Here is a 17,925-nt window from a genome sequence, read left to right as displayed (position 1 = left end):
CCGATCAAGGCAAGCCCCGCGATGTATCACTGTGCTCCCTTCAGTCTCAGAACAACTGGCCCTTGGCGGCTTTCTCCAGCAGCAGCGCCGGCGGTGTGAAACGCTCGCCATATTGCTCGGCCAGGTACTGGGCACGGGCAATGAAGTCCTTCAGGCCGTACTGGTTGATGAACTGCAAGGCCCCGCCGGTCCAGGCCGCGAAGCCGATACCGAAGATCGAACCGATGTTGGCATCGGCCGTCGAGCGCAACACGCCCTCCTCCACACAACGCACGGTTTCGATGGCCTGCACGAACAACAGGCGATCGCGCACGTCCTGCGGCGAAATCTGCCCGTCGGCTTTCTCGAAGCGGGTTTTCAGCTGCGGCCACAAGTGCTTCTGCGCCCCGGCCGGATACTCGTAGAAACCACCGCCCGCCGCCTTGCCTGGGCGCTTGTATTCATTGAGCAGCAGGTCGATCACGGCAAAGGCCGGATGCTCCGGCAGCGGCTTGCCTTCGGCCAGCAGGTCCTTGGCGGTCTGTTGGCGGATATGGCTCAGCAGGCTCAGGGAAACCTCGTCGCAGATCGCCAGCGGGCCAATCGGCATCCCCGCCTTGCGCGCCTCGGTCTCGATCATCGGCGCAGCCACGCCCTCGCCGAGCATGGCGATGCCTTCGTTGGTGAAGGTGCCGAACACCCGCGAGGTGAAAAAGCCGCGGCTGTCGTTGACCACGATCGGGGTCTTCTTGATCTGCTGAACGAAGTCAAAGCCCCGCGCCAGGGTTTCGTCGCTGGTCTGCTCGCCCTTGATGATTTCCACCAGGGGCATTTTTTCCACCGGGCTGAAGAAATGCAGGCCGATGAACTTGCCTTGATCCGGCACTGCCTTGGCCAGGCCGCTGATGGGCAAGGTCGAGGTGTTGGAGGCGATCACCGCCTGCGCCCCCACCACTTGCTGCGCCGCCGCCGAGACCCTGGCCTTGAGCTCGCGATCCTCGAACACCGCCTCGATGATCAGATCGCAACCGGCCAGGTCGGCGTCCTGCTCGGTGGTGCGGATCCGCGCCAGCGTGGCGTCACGCTGCTCGGCGCTCAAGTGGCCACGGGCGACCTTCTTCTCCAGCAGCGCCGCCGAATGGGCCTTGCCCTTCTCGGCTGCCGCCAGGCTGATGTCCTTGAGCACCACCTCGATACCGGCCACAGCGCTGACATAAGCGATCCCGGCGCCCATCATCCCGGCACCGAGTACCCCGACCTTCCTGGTCACATAGGGTGCAAAGCCTTGGGGGCGGGAGCCACCGGCATTGATCTCGTTGAGCTGGAACCAGAAGGTGCCGATCATGTTTTTCGCCACCTGGCCGGTGGTCAGCTCGGTGAAATAGCGGGCTTCGATCAACTGCGCGGTATCGAAATCGACCTGGGCACCCTCCACTGCCGCACAGAGGATTTTCTCCGGCGCCGGCAGGCAGCCCTGGGTCTTGCTGCGCAGGATCGATGGCGCGATGGCCAGCATCTGCGCGACTTTCGGGTGCGACGGCGTGCCCCCGGGGATCTGGTAGCCGGTCACGTCCCAGCGCTGTTTGGCCGCCGGATTGGCGACAATCCACGCCCTGGCCTTGGCCAGCAGGTCATCGCGGTCGCTGGCCAGTTGGTCGATCAGGCCGGCTTGCAGTGCCTGCTGCGGCCGCACCTTCTTGCCTTCCAGCAGATACGGCAGGGCTTTTTCCAGCCCCAGCAAACGCACCATGCGCACCACCCCGCCACCGCCCGGCAGCAGGCCGAGGGTCACTTCCGGCAGGCCGATCTGCAGCGACGGGTCGTCCAGCGCCACCCGGTGATGGCAGGCCAGGCAGATCTCCCAGCCGCCGCCCAGGGCCGCGCCATTGATCGCCGCTACCACGGGCTTGCCCAGGGTCTCCAGGGCCCGCAGCTGGCCCTTGAGGCTCAGCACCATGTCATAGAAGGCCTGGGCTTCGGCCTTGCCGACCTTGATCAACTCATTGAGGTCGCCGCCGGCGAAGAAGGTCTTTTTCGCCGAAGTGACGATCACCCCGGCAATCGATTCCTGCTCGGCTTGCAGGCGGGCCACGCAAGCGGCCATGGCCTCGCGGTACACCGCGTTCATGGTGTTGGCGCTCTGGCCCGGCATGTCGATGGTCAGAACGACGATCTGGTCCTGGCCCTTTTCGTAACGGATGGCTTCGGTCATGAAAGTGTTTCCTTGAAGTCAGGGCTCAGAGGCGTTCGATGATGGTGGCGATACCCATGCCGCCGCCGACGCAGAGAGTCGCCAGGCCGTAACGCTGGCGCCGCGCTTCCAGCTCGTCGAGCAGGGTGCCGAGGATCGCGCAGCCGGTGGCGCCCAGCGGGTGGCCCATGGCGATGGAACCGCCATTGACGTTGACCTTGCCGGGGTCGATGGCCATGTCCTTGATGAACTTCAGCACCACCGAGGCAAAGGCCTCGTTGACCTCGAACAGATCGATGTCCTCGACCCGCAGCCCGGCCTTGGCCAGCGCCTTGCGCGTGGCCGGCGCCGGCCCGGTGAGCATGATGGTCGGATCGGTGCTGGTGACCGCCGTGGCGACGATCCGCGCCCGTGGCTTGAGGCCCAGTGCCAGGCCCTTGGCTTCGGAACCGATCAGCATCAGCGCCGCGCCGTCGACTATCCCTGAGCTGTTGCCCGGGGTGTGCACGTGGTGGATGCGCTCGACATGGCTGTAGACCCGCAAGGCGGTGGCGTCGAAACCCATCTGGCCGATCATCTCGAAGCTGGGCTTGAGCTTGCCCAGGCCCTCGAGGGTGGAATCGGCGCGAATGAACTCATCGTGATCCAGCAGGACGATGCCGTTCTGGTCCTGCACCGGCACCAGGGACTTGCTGAAAGCCCCCGCCGCCCTGGCCCGCGCGGCCTTTTGCTGGGATTGCAGGGCAAAGCTGTCGACATCCTCGCGGCTGAAGCCTTCCAGGGTGGCGATCAGGTCCGCGCCTATGCCTTGCGGGGTGAAATGGCTGTGCATGTTGGTTTGCGGGTCGAGCACCCAGGCGCCGCCGTCGCTGCCCATGGGCACCCGCGACATCGACTCGACACCGCCGACCACCACCAGGTCCTCGAAGCCGGAGCGCACTTTCATCGCGCCCAGGTTCACCGCCTCGAGGCCCGAGGCGCAAAAGCGGTTGATCTGCACCCCGGCCACGCTGACGTCCCAATCAGCGACCAGGGCCGCGGTCTTGGCGATGTCGGCCCCCTGGTCGCCAATCGGCGTCACGCAGCCGAGCACGATGTCGTCGACCTGGCTGGTGTCGAGTTCGCTACGCCGCTGCAGGGCATCGAGCAGCCCGGCCAGCAGGTTCACTGGCTTGACGCTGTGCAGGGCGCCGTCGGCCTTGCCTTTGCCACGGGGGGTGCGTAATGCATCGAATATCAAAGCCTGGGTCATGACGTCCTCGAACCGCTGTGCAGATGAATGATGACAGGGCTCCCACTCTTGGCCCCGAGGGCCCCGGATTCAATGACCGATGCGCTCACTGACCTTGACGGTCACGCTCAGACGAACGGTAGTGAGCTAATGGATTCCGCCTGCCGCATAACGGAACTGTCTAGACAAAGGGCGGGCAAGAAGATGGCAATAGGCCTCATGCATTTTTAAAAGCATTCGCCTATTAGCTGATATGAAATGGATCTAAGCCAAGGGTTACAAGGACCCTAAGGTAGAAACTGTAGGCAGTGAATCGTTGCAGCCGGGTCTTGCCGGTGCACGCGTAAGAAAAGGGACACATCGCCTGGCCATAGTGAAGCGGCAGGCATGCATTTGATGTTGAGGAATAACAACAAAAGGCATTCAGCCATGTTCAAGCATTCGAAAGTCCGTCAAGCGGGGCTCATTCTGTTCGCAACCACCTTGCTTCTGATCTTGCCGAACCTCACCAAAGTGATCGGCTAGAGGCGTGGCCATCCCGTCACGCAATCGCATCTTTGTGCTCCGGTTCGCTACCGGGGCCGGCGCTTGTGTGCCACTCTTTCTGACGCCGCGGCCACGCTGAATCAGGGCGGCGTCGCGCTTATCAGAAAACTGGAGACAGGCCCTACGCGCTGCTCTCCACCCCAGCGACGGAACAGCGATCAATTGAAATCTCTTATCCTCCTGTGCAGCGCCCTGCTGCTCGCCACGCCTGTGCATGCCGCGCAGCTGACCCTGGAACTGGGGGCCGGCAGCCGCACCTGGCAGACCGATGAACTGCTCAAGCACCCTCTGGCCCGGACCGTCACCGTCAAGGACGACGTGTCGTACAAACGCGACATGAGTTACCGCGCGGTGCCGATCTCGGCCCTGCTCACCGGGGTCAAGGCCGACGACCATCTGCAGGCCGTCGCCCTGGACGGTTTCGCCGCCGAACTGCCCGCCGCGCCCCTGCTCAACCAGGACGGCGCCCAGGCCTGGCTGGCCATCGAAGACCCGGCCAAGCCCTGGCCGCCCCTGGCTGAAGGCAAGCACAGCGCCGGGCCTTTCTACCTGGTGTGGACCAACCCCCAGGCCGGTCATATCAGCCCCGAGCAATGGCCGTTCGAAGTGGCGAGCATCAAGCGCCTGGCGCCGGTGGCCGAACGTTTCCCGGCCCTGCGCCCGGATCCCAAGCTGGCGGCCAGCGACCCGGTGAACCAGGGCTTCGCCCTGTTCCAGAAGAACTGCCTGGCCTGCCATCGCCTCAACGGCGCCGGCGACTCGCAGTTCGGCCCGGATCTGAATATCCCCTACAGCCCCACCGAGTATTTCGGTGCGGACTTCCTCAAGCGTTATATCCGTGACCCACAGAGCCTGCGCCGCTGGCCGCAGGCAAAGATGCCGGCCTTTGCAAGCAGCGTATTGCCGGATGCCGAGCTGGAGTTGCTGGTGGGGTATCTGAAGCATATGGCAGGGCGTAAGCAGGCGGCGCAATAGGGCTGGTCTTGCGGTGTTCTTCAGGGCGCTATCGCGGGCAAGCCTCGCTCCTACAGTCGAGCGCATTCCCCGGCAAGCGCTCCATTGCAATGCAATGGCTATCGACGGCATAGCCAGACTTGATTTCACCGCTTGGGCAAAACTGCGCAGAATTCGCTGCAACAGCGCAGATGACTTCAGCACCACCAGGGTGCGCAGTCGATGCCCCACCTCTCATGGCGCCAATGGCAGCCGGACCCGGAATGTCCCCGACCGGTTTCCTCTCCTACCGGTCTTCCCTTTTGGCCACCCTCAGCGGGTGGCCTTTTTTTGCCCCGCCTCTGTAGGAGCGAGGNGACAGCGCGGTATTTCGGTAGAACCGCATCAGCCTTATCGCGGGCAAGCCTCGCTCCTACAAATTCCGGTGGCAGAAACGAAATCGGCCGACCCGAAGGTCAGCCGATGCTGAGTCTTGACGCTATTCATATGCACTAAACGAGTCGCCCTCGAACCTCCTGCTTCACGCCCCAACCCTCGATGATCCCGCCCAGGGGCGCGACCACTGCTTCAAAGTCCTGTTCGAAATCGCCGATGCCGCCATAGGTGGCGTACATCACCTTGCTCAGCTCCAGGTACCAGGCGCCGTCATCGCGCACGCTGACCTGGGCATTCAAGGATTCACCGCGGAACTGTCCTGCTGCCCTGCGTGCCCGCTCCTCGTCCGGGAAAATGGCGTAGAACTCGATGGGATGGAATCGTGAAAAGTCGAAACCGCCTTCTTTCATGCGGCGCAGCACGCTGCTGCTGATGTCTTCTTGATAGGCTGTGCTCATGAAACGTCCTCCTCAAACCGATGGATAGACTTTCCGTACTCCCTTGCCTGTCACCGCACGGTGCAGGCTTGCGGCGAGAAGATCGCCGCCAGGAAACAAGCATGTAGCTGACAAGACCAGACCTTAGCGATTCATTCGCTGATCTCGGATGCAGAGTAGCGCCAAGACACAGGCGCTGCCAAGGTCTGGGTTCAAGCTCGGTAGGGCTTTGCGCATTAAAGATTAAATCGGCGTAATGCTGAGGATTTGAATGCTGTTCTGATCTTTCAGGCTCTTGAGCGTAGGGTCGTCGGTACGCCCCTCCAGATCGTTGAGGTCAAGCTCGGCCGGAACCGGCAGAAGCTTTGCGCGAATCAATTGTGCCGCCTCCTCCATGCTGGGCTGCTGCTCACAGTCGAATTGCTCCACTGACTGGACACCATGATCGTCAACGAAAGTGACTTGCCACTTTTGCATCAGTGCCTCCTTGATGAAGCCCATGAATGGACTCATAAGATGTCGACCCTGAAGAGCCAATGATCGTTCAAACCAGGGGCCCGGCGGCGCCATTAAAAAAGGCTGCCCTGGGGCAGCCTTTTCGCAACGATCGGCGCTTATGGCTTCTCGGCGCGCGCCTTCAATGCCTTGAGGGTGTTGAACGGCGCATCCACGACAAACTTGTTGGCCAGCCAGGACGGCACGCTGCCACCCGGCTCGGTGTGCACCTGGTAGGTCACTTCGACCTGGTCCGCGCCCTTGGGCACGAATTTCCAGAAGCCTTCGACCTGGGCGACACGCACGAAACCTTTCTCCTCGGGAACATAGGTCGGTATGCCCTCGAGCTTGCGGGTCAGGCTGCCGTCGGCCGCTTCGCTGGTGGTGACGTGCAGCACCGAATCACGCGGGGTGACCGGCCACGGGGTATTGAACTGGGTGTAGGTCCAGCTCTGCTCACCTTCGTGCTTGAGCAGCTTCTGCGACTTGCATTCGTGGATCCAGGCGCAGGCGCCCGTCACGTCGTCCTGCAGCGCGCGCAGCTTGGCCACGCTGGTTTTCATGGTGGTCACGCCCCGGTAGGCCTTGTATTTGGAACCGGCCACTTCACTCAAGGAGACCTTGATACCGTCCTCATCCTTGGCCGTTTGCCAATCTTCGGCGTGGGCGGTTGCCGAGAGCAGAACGGTCAACCCACAGAGCACAGCAATTCGATGCAGCGAACCCATTGTCTTATTCCTTATTGTTGAAGTTCCGTTCATTGAAAACACTTCACGCCGCCGTCATTTGCTCCCACCAGCCCAACAAGCGGATAGCCTCTTCCCGACTGCCGCCGCAGACTTCGACATCGGCCTGGAACGCACCACAGACGGCGGGCCGTTCGGGTTGGCCGAACAAACCGCACAGCAGTTCGACGGAAAGATGGATGCAACGCTCTCCGGCCGGTTTGCCATTGGGCATTCCGGGTATCGGGGTACTGATGGAAGGGGCAATGCAACAGGCGCCACAGCCTTCACGGCAGTTCATGACGACAAGCTCCTCGCGACGGGCAAAGTATTGAAATGACGCGGACTAGAGTAACCGCTAAAACAGCCGTTTGAAATTGGCCATCCGCTGGTTTTTGCTCTCAGGCTCGCGTGACTGACCAGTCTCCGACAAAGCGTCAGGGCCGCGGGTCACAGTCAGGATGAGGCTTTACTGCTTGAACTCGAAATCCAGCGCCGCGCCTTCCACATCCCGCCGCTCGTCATTGCGCAGCTGCAACTGCATTTCGTTGCTCAGCAGGCGGCCGTTGAGCTGGAACGGACTGTCGTCCTTGGGTTTCTCGCCGAACATCGGCGGCAGCAACGGAGTGCGCTTGGGTTGGTTGACCGAGCCGATCGGCTGCAATTGCTTGACCATTTCCGGCGGCAGGCTCAGATCCACCTTGGCCGAAGGCAAAGGCATCTTCACGATCTCGCTGGCAGACTTGGACTTGGAGGCGATTGGCGCGCGCCTTGGCTGTGCCTTGGCCTTGGGTTTGGCCTTGCTAGCCGCCGCCTTCTTTACCGGTGCGGTTTTCTTGGCTGCTGCGGTTTTCTGCGACTTATTCGCGGTGGCGCTTGCCGCGACCTTTTCCTGGGCCGGAGCCGCCAGAACGCTGGCCGTGCCGAAAGCACCCAAGACACTGACCAATACCCAGGCAACAGGAAAAATCGCTTTCATAGAGAGGCAACAGGATCGGCGGCAAAGAGCCATATGCTCGCCTGTTGACCGCGCGAAAACAAGCGCGGTAACCGATCCTTCAAAAACCGCCCGCGGCCTCCTGGCACAGCTGGCTGGCCAACATGCCCAGGGTCATCAGTGCCCGCTCGGCCTCGCGATTCCACGGCGTGCCGCAGTTGAGGCGAATGCAGTGGTTGAACTGCTCGGTATTACTGAAGATCAGCCCCGGCGCGATACTGATGCCCTGCTGCAATGCCCGGACATGCAATTCCTGGGTATTGACCCGCCCCGGCAGGCTGACCCAGAGAATGAAACCGCCGTTCGGACGGGTAATCTGCGTGCCCTCCGGGAAGTACTGCTGCACCGCCAGCTGAAAGGCACTGAGGTTCTTGCGGTACTCCTGACGGATGAAACGCAGATGCCGGTCGTAACCGCCGTTCTCCAGGTAGGCTGCGACGCCCATCTGGGTGACGCTGCAGGCCGAGTGGGTGCTGAAAGTCTGCAAGCGCTGGATTTCCTGCTGGAACTTGCCGGCAATCATCCAGCCGATGCGCACGCCGGGTGACAGGGTCTTGGAAAAGCTCGAGCAATAGATCACCCGATCCAGCCGGTCATAGGCTTTCAGCGCCTTGGTCCGACCGACCTCGAACATCAGTTCGCCGTAGATATCGTCTTCGACCACCTGGATATCGAAATCCGAGGCCAGGCGCAGCAACTGCTTTTGCCGCTCTTCCGGCATGGTGCCGCCCAGTGGATTGCTCAGGCGCGTGGTCAACACCAGGGCCTTGATCGACCACTGGTTGGCTGCCAGTTGCAGCGCTTCCAGGCTCATGCCGGTGGAAGGGTCGCTGGGAATCTCGATGACCTTGAGCCCCAGCAGGTCGGCCAGTTGCAGCAGGCCGTAGTAAGTCGGCGACTCCGCGGCGATCAGGTCGCCCGGGCGAGTCAGCACGCGCAACGACATCTGCAGGGCATCCACGCAGCCGTGGGTGATCACCACCTCGGACGGATCGACCACCACGCCGGCGTCGCGCATACGGATCGCCACCTGGCGGCGCAACGGCTCGAAACCGGGGCTGAACATGTAGCTGAAGGCGCGCGGGCTGTGGAAACGAGTGACCTTGGCCAATTGCTGGTGCAGCGCCCGCACCGGCAGGTAATCGACGCTCGGCACCGCAGCGCCCAGCGGAAACACGCCTTCACGGCGCGACTCCACCAGTACCTGATGAATGATGCTGCTGCGCGTCACCAGGCCCGGCCGCTCGACCCGGGCGATGTCCGGGGTCGGCGCGGTCAGCGCCGGGGTCTGGTGCACGTAATAACCCGACTGCGGACGGGCGCGGATCAGCCCCTGATCCTCGAGATTGGCGTAGGCCTGGAGCACCGTGGCGTGGCTGACGTTGAGCTGGGAACTCATCTTGCGTACCGAGGGTACGCGCTCCCCGGGCTGGTACACACCACGACGGATATCTTCAGCCAACTGCTGAGCGATACGTTGATAAAGCAAGAGATTGGTCATGACGCTGCACTCGATTTCACCGGCATTTTATTCTTGTGGATGACGATACCGGAACAGTTCATAAGTGTACTGGGACAGTTGCCACAATAGTCGACCATACAGGGCAGTGTCAGCAAAAACTGTACTGTTTTGTGTGCCAATCGTCAGGCACAAAAAAACCCGGCGCCACAGGGATACCGGGTTGTTTTGACCATCCGCGTCTTAGCGCGCGGCGCCCAGCTGGCCTTTCTCGTCGGAGAAGACGATTTCCACCCGACGGTTCTGCGCCCGCCCACGTTCCGAGGCGTTGGCCTCGACCGGGTACTCATCGCCATAACCTTCGACCTGGACCCGTTTCTCCTCGACCCCCAGGTCCACCAGGATATCGGCCACGGCCTGCGCCCGGTCGCGGGACAGTTTCAGATTGCTCTGCTTGTCGCCGGTGTTGTCCGTATAGCCCTCAATCCGCACCACACGCTTGGGGTTCAACTGGAGAAATTGCACAACCTTCAACACGGTGCGGTTGGCCGAGCTTTTCAGCTCCGCTTCACCGGTGTCGAACAGCACATCGCCCAGGGTCATCACCAGCCCGCGATCGGTCTGGGTCGTCGCCAGGTTGATGATCTGCTCTTCCAGCCACTTGCCCTGTTGCTGCACGCTCAGCAGCTTGGCCTCGCGCAGGGCCAGTTGCAGGCGCTGGCGTTCCAGCTCGAGCTTGGCCGCCTGCTCCTGGTTCAGCGCCTGGTTGGTGTGCTCGCGGGCGATTTCGCTGTAGCGCTGGCTGAGGTAGGCGTAATGCACCACATCCGAACCGCTGCCCCAGTAGCTGGACAGGCGATCGGCCCGGGCCAGGGACTCACCGGCGCGGATCACGTCCTTGGGCGCGATGCGTAGCACGTTGGAGTCTTCCTTGACCTTCTGGAAGTCCTCGCCGGCCTGTTCCAGCGCCGATTCGCTGCGCTGTCCGGCGCAGCCGTAGAGGCCGGTGCAGGCGATCAGCAGGACACCACCCAATACTCGAGTCAGACGAATCATTGGGCATCTCCCAACTGCTTGCGCAGACGAGTGATGCGGGTCTGGACGAGGTTCAGCTGTTCCTGGCTTTTCAGGGTCAGGACTCGCGCCTCGGCCAGGCGCGCATCCAGTTCCGCCTGTTCGGCACGCATGCGCGCGTGCTTGAACGACTCTTCCTGCATGTTGCGTTGGGCGCGGGCGAACTTGTCCTCGGCCAGTTTCATTTCCGGCACATCCTCTGCCGTGGCCCCCACGGCCTTGGCCTGGGCCAGGGTTTGTTCGGTCAAGCGCATTTGTTCATTCGGCGCCGGATCGGCTGCACAACCCGCCAGAGCCAGGACGGCCAGGGCAGCGAAAAGAGGTCGAATACTCACTAGAAATCCCTACTGTTTGGGGGTGCTGACAGGTTGCTGCAACTGTGCCTTCCAACGCTCGAGATTGCGCTGCAGCACGGCTTCCGTCAGACCGGACGCGGGCAATTCTGTCATCTTTTTCGCCAACTGTCCGCGCAACCATGGGTCGTTGCAGGCGGAGTTGTGCGAGACGGCCAGAAACAGCCCGGGTTTGTCGGCAGGTTGCGGGAATGCCAGCAGATCGTTGGCCATGCCCAGTGACTGGGCCAGGGCCGTGCCGGCGTAGCGTCCAGCCAGTACGTACTCCACCTCCCCCAGCAGCAGTTTCTGGAACGCCTGGGTCAGGTTCGGCATGCGGGTCAGGCTCAATTGCTCCTTGGCGAAGGCTTCGAAGGACGGCGTCAGGCGCGCCCTTTCCGACAATGCGCCGGTATGCCCATGCAGGTCCGACGGCTGGCTGTAGCTCAGCGTCGAGCCCTTGCGGGTCCAGACCAGGAAATCGTTCTCCAGCAGCGGCGGATGAATGTAGTCCAGTGCTTCCAGCTCATTCACCGTCAGTGGCGCGTCGGCCAGCATGTCCATGCGCCCGCTGCGCACTTCGTCCAGGGCGGCGGAGCGTTTGCCGGCATACAACAGCTCGACCTTGATCCCCAGTTCCTGCGCCACGTGCTGCAGCAGTTCGGCGCTGGCGCCAATCAGGTGGCTGGGGTCCTGCGGGTCGCGCCACAGATACGGCGGGGCGTCCGGACTGCCGGTCACCACCAGGCGCTCGCATTTGCCAGCGGCCATCGACGACAACGGCATCAATGTCAGTCCCAGCAGCACTGACAGGCCACCCAGGCGGCGCAGATCCATGGCGAAATTCTCCCACTCAAATCCCAGACAATAAAAAAGCCCGGCCAAAAGACCGGGCTCTCTTATAAGTGAAGCCGCTGGATTAGACCAGCTTCTCCAGCTCAGGTACGGCTTCGAACAAGTCCGCCACCAGGCCGTAATCGGCCACCTGGAAGATCGGCGCTTCTTCGTCCTTGTTGATCGCAACGATCACCTTGGAGTCTTTCATGCCGGCCAGGTGCTGGATCGCGCCGGAGATACCGACGGCGATGTACAGCTGTGGCGCAACGATCTTGCCGGTCTGGCCGACCTGCATGTCGTTGGGTACGAAACCTGCGTCGACCGCGGCGCGCGAAGCACCCACGGCAGCGCCCAGCTTGTCGGCCAGGGCGTACAGGTGTTTGAAGTTGTCGCCGTTCTGCATGCCGCGGCCGCCGGAAATGACGATCTTGGCAGCGGTCAGTTCAGGACGGTCGGACTTGGCCAGCTCTTCGCCGACGAAGTTCGATTTGCCTGCATCGTGAGCGGCAGCAACCGCTTCGACAGCGGCCGAACCGCCTTCGGCGGCAACCGGGTCGAAACCGGTGGCGCGCACGGTGATGACCTTCACGGCAGCGTTCGATTGCACGGTGGCAATGGCGTTACCGGCATAGATCGGACGCTTGAAGGTGTCGGCGCTTTCTACCGAGATGATCTCGGAGATCTGGTCGACGTCCAGCTGCGCAGCAACGCGCGGCAGGATGTTTTTGCCGTTGGAAGTGGCGGCGGCCAGGATGTGGCTGTAGCCCTTGCCCAGCTCGGCGACCAGCGGAGCAACGTTTTCCGGCAGCTGATGCGCGTAGGCAGCGTTGTCAGCGGACAGGACTTTACTCACGCCAGCGATTTTCGCAGCGGCTTCAGCCACGGCGCCAGCGCCCTGGCCGGCAACCAGAACGTGGATGTCGCCGCCAATTTTGGCAGCGGCAGCAACGGTGTTCAGGGTGGCCGGAGCCAGCACCTTGTTGTCGTGTTCAGCGATTACCAAGATAGTCATGGTCAGATTACCTTCGCTTCGTTTTTCAGTTTCTCGACCAGTTCAGCGACCGACTTGACCTTGATACCCGCGCTGCGTGCAGCCGGCGCTTCGACTTTCAGGGTCTTATTGGTAGAGGCGGTGGAAACGCCCAAAGCATCAGGAGTCAGCACTTCAAGCGGCTTCTTCTTGGCTTTCATGATGTTTGGCAGAGACGCGTAGCGCGGCTCGTTCAAACGCAGGTCGGTGGTGACGATCGCTGGCAGGTTCAGCGAAACGGTTTGCAGACCGCCGTCGATTTCACGGGTCACGGCAACCTTGTCGCCCGCAACGATGACCTTGGAGGCGAAGGTGCCTTGAGCGTAACCGCTCAGGGCAGCCAGCATCTGGCCGGTCTGGTTGTTGTCGCTGTCGATGGCTTGCTTGCCAAGGATCACCAGCTGAGGCTGTTCCTTGTCGACCACGGCCTTGAGCAGCTTGGCCACGGCCAGGGAGTTCAGTTCATCAGCGGATTCGACGAGGATGGCACGATCGGCACCCAGCGCCAGGGCGGTACGCAGTTGCTCTTGAGCAGTAGCGGGACCGATGGAGACGACGACGATTTCAGTCGCTACGCCTTTTTCTTTCAGGCGTACGGCTTCTTCCACTGCGATTTCGCAGAAAGGGTTCATCGACATCTTGACGTTGGCGAGGTCGACGCCGGAATTGTCCGCCTTGACGCGAACCTTGACGTTGTAATCGACAACGCGTTTGACAGCTACAAGAACCTTCATGGATTCCTCGTTACTCTCCGGTGAAAAGAAAGTCGCCTAGGCGAACCTGGCGGTTGATGCTCATCGGGCACAAGGGCACCTCTAAAAACGCTGGCATGGACTCTTGCAACAGCAGACAGATGACCCTGCTCACGGGATGATGACCGTTCGTCAGTAGCGACTGGCCGGTCATTCTTTATCGCGGCGTGTAAACTGCACGTTGCGTCACCTTTGTACTGCCTTCGCCCTGTCTTTAGAGGTGCTCTTGAAACCAACAGTCAGCCTACGGCGAGCGCAAAACCGACCGTATCTTGACCGGAACGCCTATTCTGGTCAATACGGCAAAATGGTCAGTCATAAGCCGCGTTTCTTCGATTCTACACGGCCTCCAGCAAATTCAAACAAACGTTTGTATTGGCCCCTGGGAGTGGTGTAGATATAATGCGCCGCCTAGAGAAAAAGGCGGGTCGTTCATTGTCCACTCCCCTGTCCGGCGGAGAAAATCATCGATGCGACACCCAACCTCCAATTAGAAAAAACCGTTGAGCCTTGAGTAGGAGATAGCCTGTGGAACGCGAATACATGGAATTCGACGTGGTCATCGTCGGTGCCGGCCCCGCTGGCTTGTCCGCCGCCTGCCGACTGAAGCAGAAGGCCGCCGAAGCCGGTAAGGAAATCAGCGTCTGCGTGGTCGAAAAAGGCTCCGAAGTCGGTGCTCACATTCTTTCCGGCGCCGTGTTCGAACCGCGCGCCCTGAACGAGCTGTTCCCGGACTGGAAGGAACTCGGCGCGCCGCTGAACACCCCGGTCAAGCGCGATGACATCTATGTCCTGAAAAACGCCGACAGCTCGATCAAAGTTCCCGACTTCTTTGTGCCCAAGACCATGCACAACGAAGGCAACTACATCATCTCCCTGGGCAACCTGTGCCGCTGGCTGGCCCAGCAGGCCGAGAACCTGGGCGTGGAAATCTACCCGGGCTTCGCCGCCCAGGAAGCCCTGTTCGACGACAACGGCGTGGTTCGCGGGATCATCACCGGCGACCTGGGTGTCGACCGCGAAGGCAATCCGAAGGAAGGCCTGTACACCCCTGGCATGGAACTGCGTGGCAAGTACACCCTGTTCGCCGAAGGCTGCCGTGGCCACATCGGCAAGCAGCTGATCCAGCGCTTCAACCTGGACAGCGACGCCGACGCCCAGCACTACGGCATCGGCCTCAAGGAAATCTGGGAAATCGACCCGGCCAAGCATCAGCCAGGCCTGGTGGTCCACACCGCCGGCTGGCCGCTGGACATCATGGGCACCGAGAACACCGGCGGCTCCTTCCTTTATCACCTGGAAAACAACCAGGTGGTGGTCGGCCTGATCGTCGACCTGTCCTACAGCAACACTTATCTGTCGCCGTTCGACGAGTTCCAGCGCCTCAAGCATCACCCGGTGCTCAAGCAGTACCTCGAAGGCGGCAAGCGCGTCAGCTACGGCGCGCGGGCCATCTGCAAAGGCGGCCTGAACTCGCTGCCGAAAATGGTGTTCAAGGGCGGCGCGTTGATCGGCTGCGACCTGGGCACCCTGAACTTCGCCAAGATCAAGGGCAGCCACACCGCCATGAAGTCCGGCATGCTCGCCGCTGACGCCGTGGCCGATGCGCTGTTCGCCGGTTCCGAAGGCGCCGACGAGCTGAATACCTATGTAGAAGCGTTCAAGTCCAGCTGGCTGTACGAAGAACTGTTCGCCAGCCGCAACTTCGGCTCGGCGATCCACAAGTACGGCGCCATCGTCGGAGGCGGTTTCAACTGGGTCGACCAGAACATCTTCGGCGGCAAGCTGCCATTCACCCTGCACGACACCAAGCCGGACTACGCCTGCCTGAAGCTGGCGGCGGACTGCAAGAAGATCGACTACCCGAAACCGGACGGCAAGCTCAGCTTCGACAAACTCAGCTCGGTGTTCATCTCGGGTACCAACCATGAAGAAGAACAGCCTTGCCACCTGAAGCTGACCGACCCGAGCATCCCGATCGGCAAGAACCTGCCGCTGTACGACGAGCCTGCTCAACGCTACTGCCCTGCCGGGGTGTATGAAGTGATCACCAAGGAAGATGGCGAGAAGCGCTTCCAGATCAACGCCCAGAACTGCGTGCACTGCAAGACCTGCGACATCAAGGACCCGGCGCAGAACATCACCTGGGTCGCGCCGGAAGGCGCGGGCGGCCCGACTTACCCGAACATGTAAGGCGTACGCTTGAAGAAAAAAGGCTCCCGAACGGGGGCCTTTTTTATTGCCCGCGCTCCGCTTCTGTAGGAGCACAGCTTGCGTGCGATGAAACCACTGCGCTGCGTCTGCCGGACCGTGGCGCCATTCATCGCGGGCAAGCCTCGCTCCTACAGAAGAGTGTCGCTCCAACCCATCAGGCCGCTCGCTCATCCCCCGGATTGCGCTCGAAGTAGCGCTTGTACTCGCGGCTGAATTGCGAGGTGCTCTGGTAACCCACCCGATGCGCCACCTGGGCCACGCCCAGCCCCTCCCCCAGCAGCAACTGCTGCGCCTTGAGCAAGCGCAGGCGCTTGAGGTACTGCACCGGCGACAGCAGCGTGCTGCGCTTGAAGTGCTCATGGAAGGTCGAGGCGCTCATGTTCGCGCAACGGGCCAGGGTCTCGACGTTCAGCGGCTCGGTGTAATGCTCGTGCAAGTGATTCAGCGAGGCGGAAATCCGGGCGAACTGCCCGTGCTGCTCCACCAGCGCGCGCAGCACATCGGCCTGGGGCCCGCGCAAGACGGTGAACATCAATTCGCGCAAGCGCGCCTGGCCCATCACCTTGCACTCCAGAGGATCGTGCAGGCAGCGCAGCAGGCGCTCCACGCAACCGCGCATGGTGTCGTCGAGCACCACCGAGGTCATGGACTCCGGGGTCTGTGCCTGGACACTGCGCCCCGCGGCACCTCCCATCGCCAGCACCAGTTCGCCCAACAGCGCCCGATCGATGGCGATGGAAACCCCGAGCAACGGCGCATCGGACATGGCGAAGGTCTCGCACTCGAAGGGCACCGACAATGCCTGGATCAGGTAATGCCCGGCGCCGTACTCCAGGGTCCGCGGGCCCAGGTACGCCAGTTTGCTGCCCTGGACGATGATCATCAGGCTCGGCTCGTAGATCTGCGGGCCACGAGCCACATCGCAACTGGCCCGCAGCACCTTGACCTCGGGCAGCGCCGTGGGGACGAAACCGTCGCGGGTCGCAAGGGGCTGGATCAGGGACACCAGGGTGGCGTTGGCATCGAGATGACGGGTCAACAACATGGGGAAAACTTCACGGAAAAAGGGATGAAAACATCATCGCAGGTCTGAACGCCAATGCCGCGGGCAAATGGCCGATGGCGGAGGAATAGGCATGACATGGCGAGGAATCGCCATGTTCGCACCAGGCAGCGGCGCCGAGAATGGCCCGCCTCACCTGTCAGTGCTTTTGCGAGGTTCATCATGTACACAGCCATAGGTTACGCCGCCCAGTCAGCCACCACGCCCCTCGCCCCCATGAGCTTTCAGCGACGCAGCCCGCGCCCCGACGACGTGGCCATCGAGATTCTCTACTGCGGCGTCTGCCACTCCGATATCCACCAGGCCCGCAATGAATGGGGCATCGCCGTGTACCCGCTGATGCCGGGCCATGAGATCGTCGGCAAGGTCACCGCGGTCGGTGCCCAAGTGACCAAGCACAAGGTCGGCGATCTGGTCGGCGTCGGCTGCATGGTCGACTCCTGCCGGCATTGCGAAGCCTGCGCCGCCAACCTGGAGCAGTACTGCCTGGAAGGCCCGACCATGACTTACGCCACCCCGGACCGGGTCGACGGCAGCAACACCATGGGCGGTTACTCCGACAGCATTGTGGTCAGCGAGCACTTTGTCGTGCGCATCCCCGAGCAGCTCGACCTGGCCAGCGCCGCGCCGATCCTCTGCGCGGGCATCACCACCTACTCGCCGCTCAAGCACTACGGGGTGAAGGCCGGCGACAAGGTGGGCATTCTCGGCATGGGCGGCCTGGGCCACATGGGCATCAAGTTCGCCAAGGCCCTGGGCGCGGAAGTGACCCTGTTCACCCGTTCGGCAAGCAAGGCTGAGGAAGGTCGTCGCCAGGGCGCCGATCATGTGATCGTCTCCACCGATGCCGAACAGATGAAGGCCGCGGCCGGCCGCTTCGACTTCCTGCTGGACACCATCCCGGTGCAACACGACCTCAACCCCTACCTGGATACCCTGCGCTTCGACGGTGTACACATCCTGGTCGGCCTGATCGAACCGGTGGACCCGCCCGTGCACGCGGCCAAGCTGGTGTTGGGCCGTCGCGTGCTGGCTGGCTCGCTGATCGGCGGCGTCACCGAAACCCAGGAAGTGCTGGATTTCTGCGCCGAGCACAACATCAGCTGCGACATCGAAATGCTCGACATCCGTCAGATCAACGAGGCTTACGCGCGGATGATCGCCGGCGATGTGAAATACCGTTTCGTCATCGACATGGCCACCCTCAAGCAATAAACGCGACCCCGTAGGAGCG

The 17,925-nt window shown here is 61.9% G+C and carries 17 protein-coding genes; 3 read left to right on the top strand and 14 right to left on the bottom strand.

What is annotated here, in order from left to right:
• Positions 1-46: 46 nt before the first annotated feature.
• Together ACTJKT_RS08130 and ACTJKT_RS08125 are read right to left on the bottom strand one after the other, a co-directional pair.
• Complete coding sequence (locus tag ACTJKT_RS08130; protein ID WP_440786734.1) at positions 47-2,191, bottom strand: 3-hydroxyacyl-CoA dehydrogenase NAD-binding domain-containing protein; 2,145 nt, start codon at positions 2,189-2,191, stop codon at positions 47-49.
• Positions 2,192-2,216: 25 nt separating this feature from the next.
• Positions 2,217-3,422, bottom strand: coding sequence for an acetyl-CoA C-acetyltransferase (locus ACTJKT_RS08125; protein WP_440786733.1), 1,206 nt, complete (start codon positions 3,420-3,422; stop codon positions 2,217-2,219).
• Between the two features lie 687 nt (positions 3,423-4,109).
• Here ACTJKT_RS08125 and ACTJKT_RS08120 point away from each other — a divergent pair.
• Positions 4,110-4,922, top strand: a complete 813-nt coding sequence (locus ACTJKT_RS08120) for a c-type cytochrome (protein WP_440786732.1) — start codon at positions 4,110-4,112, stop codon at positions 4,920-4,922.
• Between the two features lie 470 nt (positions 4,923-5,392).
• On the opposite strand, the gene ACTJKT_RS08115 is transcribed toward ACTJKT_RS08120, so the two are convergent.
• The 11 genes from ACTJKT_RS08115 to ACTJKT_RS08065 form a co-directional block, all read right to left on the bottom strand.
• Positions 5,393-5,734: a ribonuclease E inhibitor RraB gene (locus tag ACTJKT_RS08115; RefSeq protein WP_009042886.1), complete on the bottom strand. Its 342-nt coding sequence runs from the start codon at positions 5,732-5,734 to the stop codon at positions 5,393-5,395.
• Positions 5,735-5,956: 222 nt separating this feature from the next.
• Entirely contained in the window at positions 5,957-6,214 is a 258-nt protein-coding gene (locus ACTJKT_RS08110) for a hypothetical protein (protein ID WP_007928144.1), read from the bottom strand.
• Between the two features lie 113 nt (positions 6,215-6,327).
• Positions 6,328-6,936 carry an START domain-containing protein gene (locus tag ACTJKT_RS08105; protein WP_440786731.1) on the bottom strand — a complete coding sequence of 203 codons (609 nt, stop codon included), beginning with the start codon at positions 6,934-6,936 and terminating at the stop codon, positions 6,328-6,330.
• A 43-nt stretch (positions 6,937-6,979) separates the two neighbouring features.
• The gene (locus tag ACTJKT_RS08100) at positions 6,980-7,234 is read right to left on the bottom strand and encodes a YkgJ family cysteine cluster protein (RefSeq protein WP_080710501.1); all 255 of its coding nucleotides are present in this window, start codon (positions 7,232-7,234) and stop codon (positions 6,980-6,982) included.
• Positions 7,235-7,402: 168 nt separating this feature from the next.
• Positions 7,403-7,912: a translation initiation factor 2 gene (locus ACTJKT_RS08095; protein ID WP_440786730.1), complete on the bottom strand. Its 510-nt coding sequence runs from the start codon at positions 7,910-7,912 to the stop codon at positions 7,403-7,405.
• Between the two features lie 79 nt (positions 7,913-7,991).
• Positions 7,992-9,431: an aminotransferase-like domain-containing protein gene (locus ACTJKT_RS08090; protein WP_007928140.1), complete on the bottom strand. Its 1,440-nt coding sequence runs from the start codon at positions 9,429-9,431 to the stop codon at positions 7,992-7,994.
• Positions 9,432-9,632: 201 nt separating this feature from the next.
• Complete coding sequence (locus ACTJKT_RS08085) at positions 9,633-10,445, bottom strand: OmpA family protein (protein WP_440786729.1); 813 nt, start codon at positions 10,443-10,445, stop codon at positions 9,633-9,635.
• A complete protein-coding gene (locus tag ACTJKT_RS08080; protein WP_009042881.1) occupies positions 10,442-10,798 on the bottom strand; it encodes a DUF4398 domain-containing protein in 357 nt (118 codons plus the stop codon). The genes ACTJKT_RS08085 and ACTJKT_RS08080 overlap by 4 nt, the downstream gene beginning before the upstream one ends.
• Positions 10,799-10,807: 9 nt before the next feature.
• Positions 10,808-11,632 (bottom strand): substrate-binding periplasmic protein, encoded by an 825-nt coding sequence (locus ACTJKT_RS08075; protein WP_440786728.1) that lies wholly within the window; start codon positions 11,630-11,632, stop codon positions 10,808-10,810.
• 82 nt (positions 11,633-11,714) lie between these two features.
• Positions 11,715-12,644, bottom strand: coding sequence for an electron transfer flavoprotein subunit alpha/FixB family protein (locus ACTJKT_RS08070; RefSeq protein ID WP_440786727.1), 930 nt, complete (start codon positions 12,642-12,644; stop codon positions 11,715-11,717).
• Positions 12,645-12,646: 2 nt separating this feature from the next.
• Positions 12,647-13,396, bottom strand: a complete 750-nt coding sequence (locus tag ACTJKT_RS08065) for an electron transfer flavoprotein subunit beta/FixA family protein (protein ID WP_062823161.1) — start codon at positions 13,394-13,396, stop codon at positions 12,647-12,649.
• A gap of 546 nt (positions 13,397-13,942) precedes the next feature.
• Between ACTJKT_RS08065 and ACTJKT_RS08060 the strand changes: the two genes are divergently transcribed.
• A complete protein-coding gene (locus ACTJKT_RS08060) occupies positions 13,943-15,607 on the top strand; it encodes an electron transfer flavoprotein-ubiquinone oxidoreductase (protein WP_063429157.1) in 1,665 nt (554 codons plus the stop codon).
• Positions 15,608-15,782: 175 nt separating this feature from the next.
• Here ACTJKT_RS08060 and ACTJKT_RS08055 read toward each other — a convergent pair whose 3' ends face one another.
• Positions 15,783-16,673, bottom strand: coding sequence for an AraC family transcriptional regulator N-terminal domain-containing protein (locus ACTJKT_RS08055; protein WP_440786726.1), 891 nt, complete (start codon positions 16,671-16,673; stop codon positions 15,783-15,785).
• A gap of 180 nt (positions 16,674-16,853) precedes the next feature.
• Here ACTJKT_RS08055 and ACTJKT_RS08050 point away from each other — a divergent pair, with 180 nt between their 5' ends.
• Positions 16,854-17,906, top strand: coding sequence for an NAD(P)-dependent alcohol dehydrogenase (locus ACTJKT_RS08050; protein WP_440786725.1), 1,053 nt, complete (start codon positions 16,854-16,856; stop codon positions 17,904-17,906).
• Positions 17,907-17,925 lie beyond the last annotated feature (19 nt).

Origin of the sequence: Pseudomonas sp. 22526, from assembly GCF_052044735.1 — a bacterium.
Lineage (GTDB): Bacteria > Pseudomonadota > Gammaproteobacteria > Pseudomonadales > Pseudomonadaceae > Aquipseudomonas > Aquipseudomonas piscium.
Note: the sequence above shows the minus strand (reverse complement) of the source record. Positions and strands in the feature narration are given on the sequence as shown.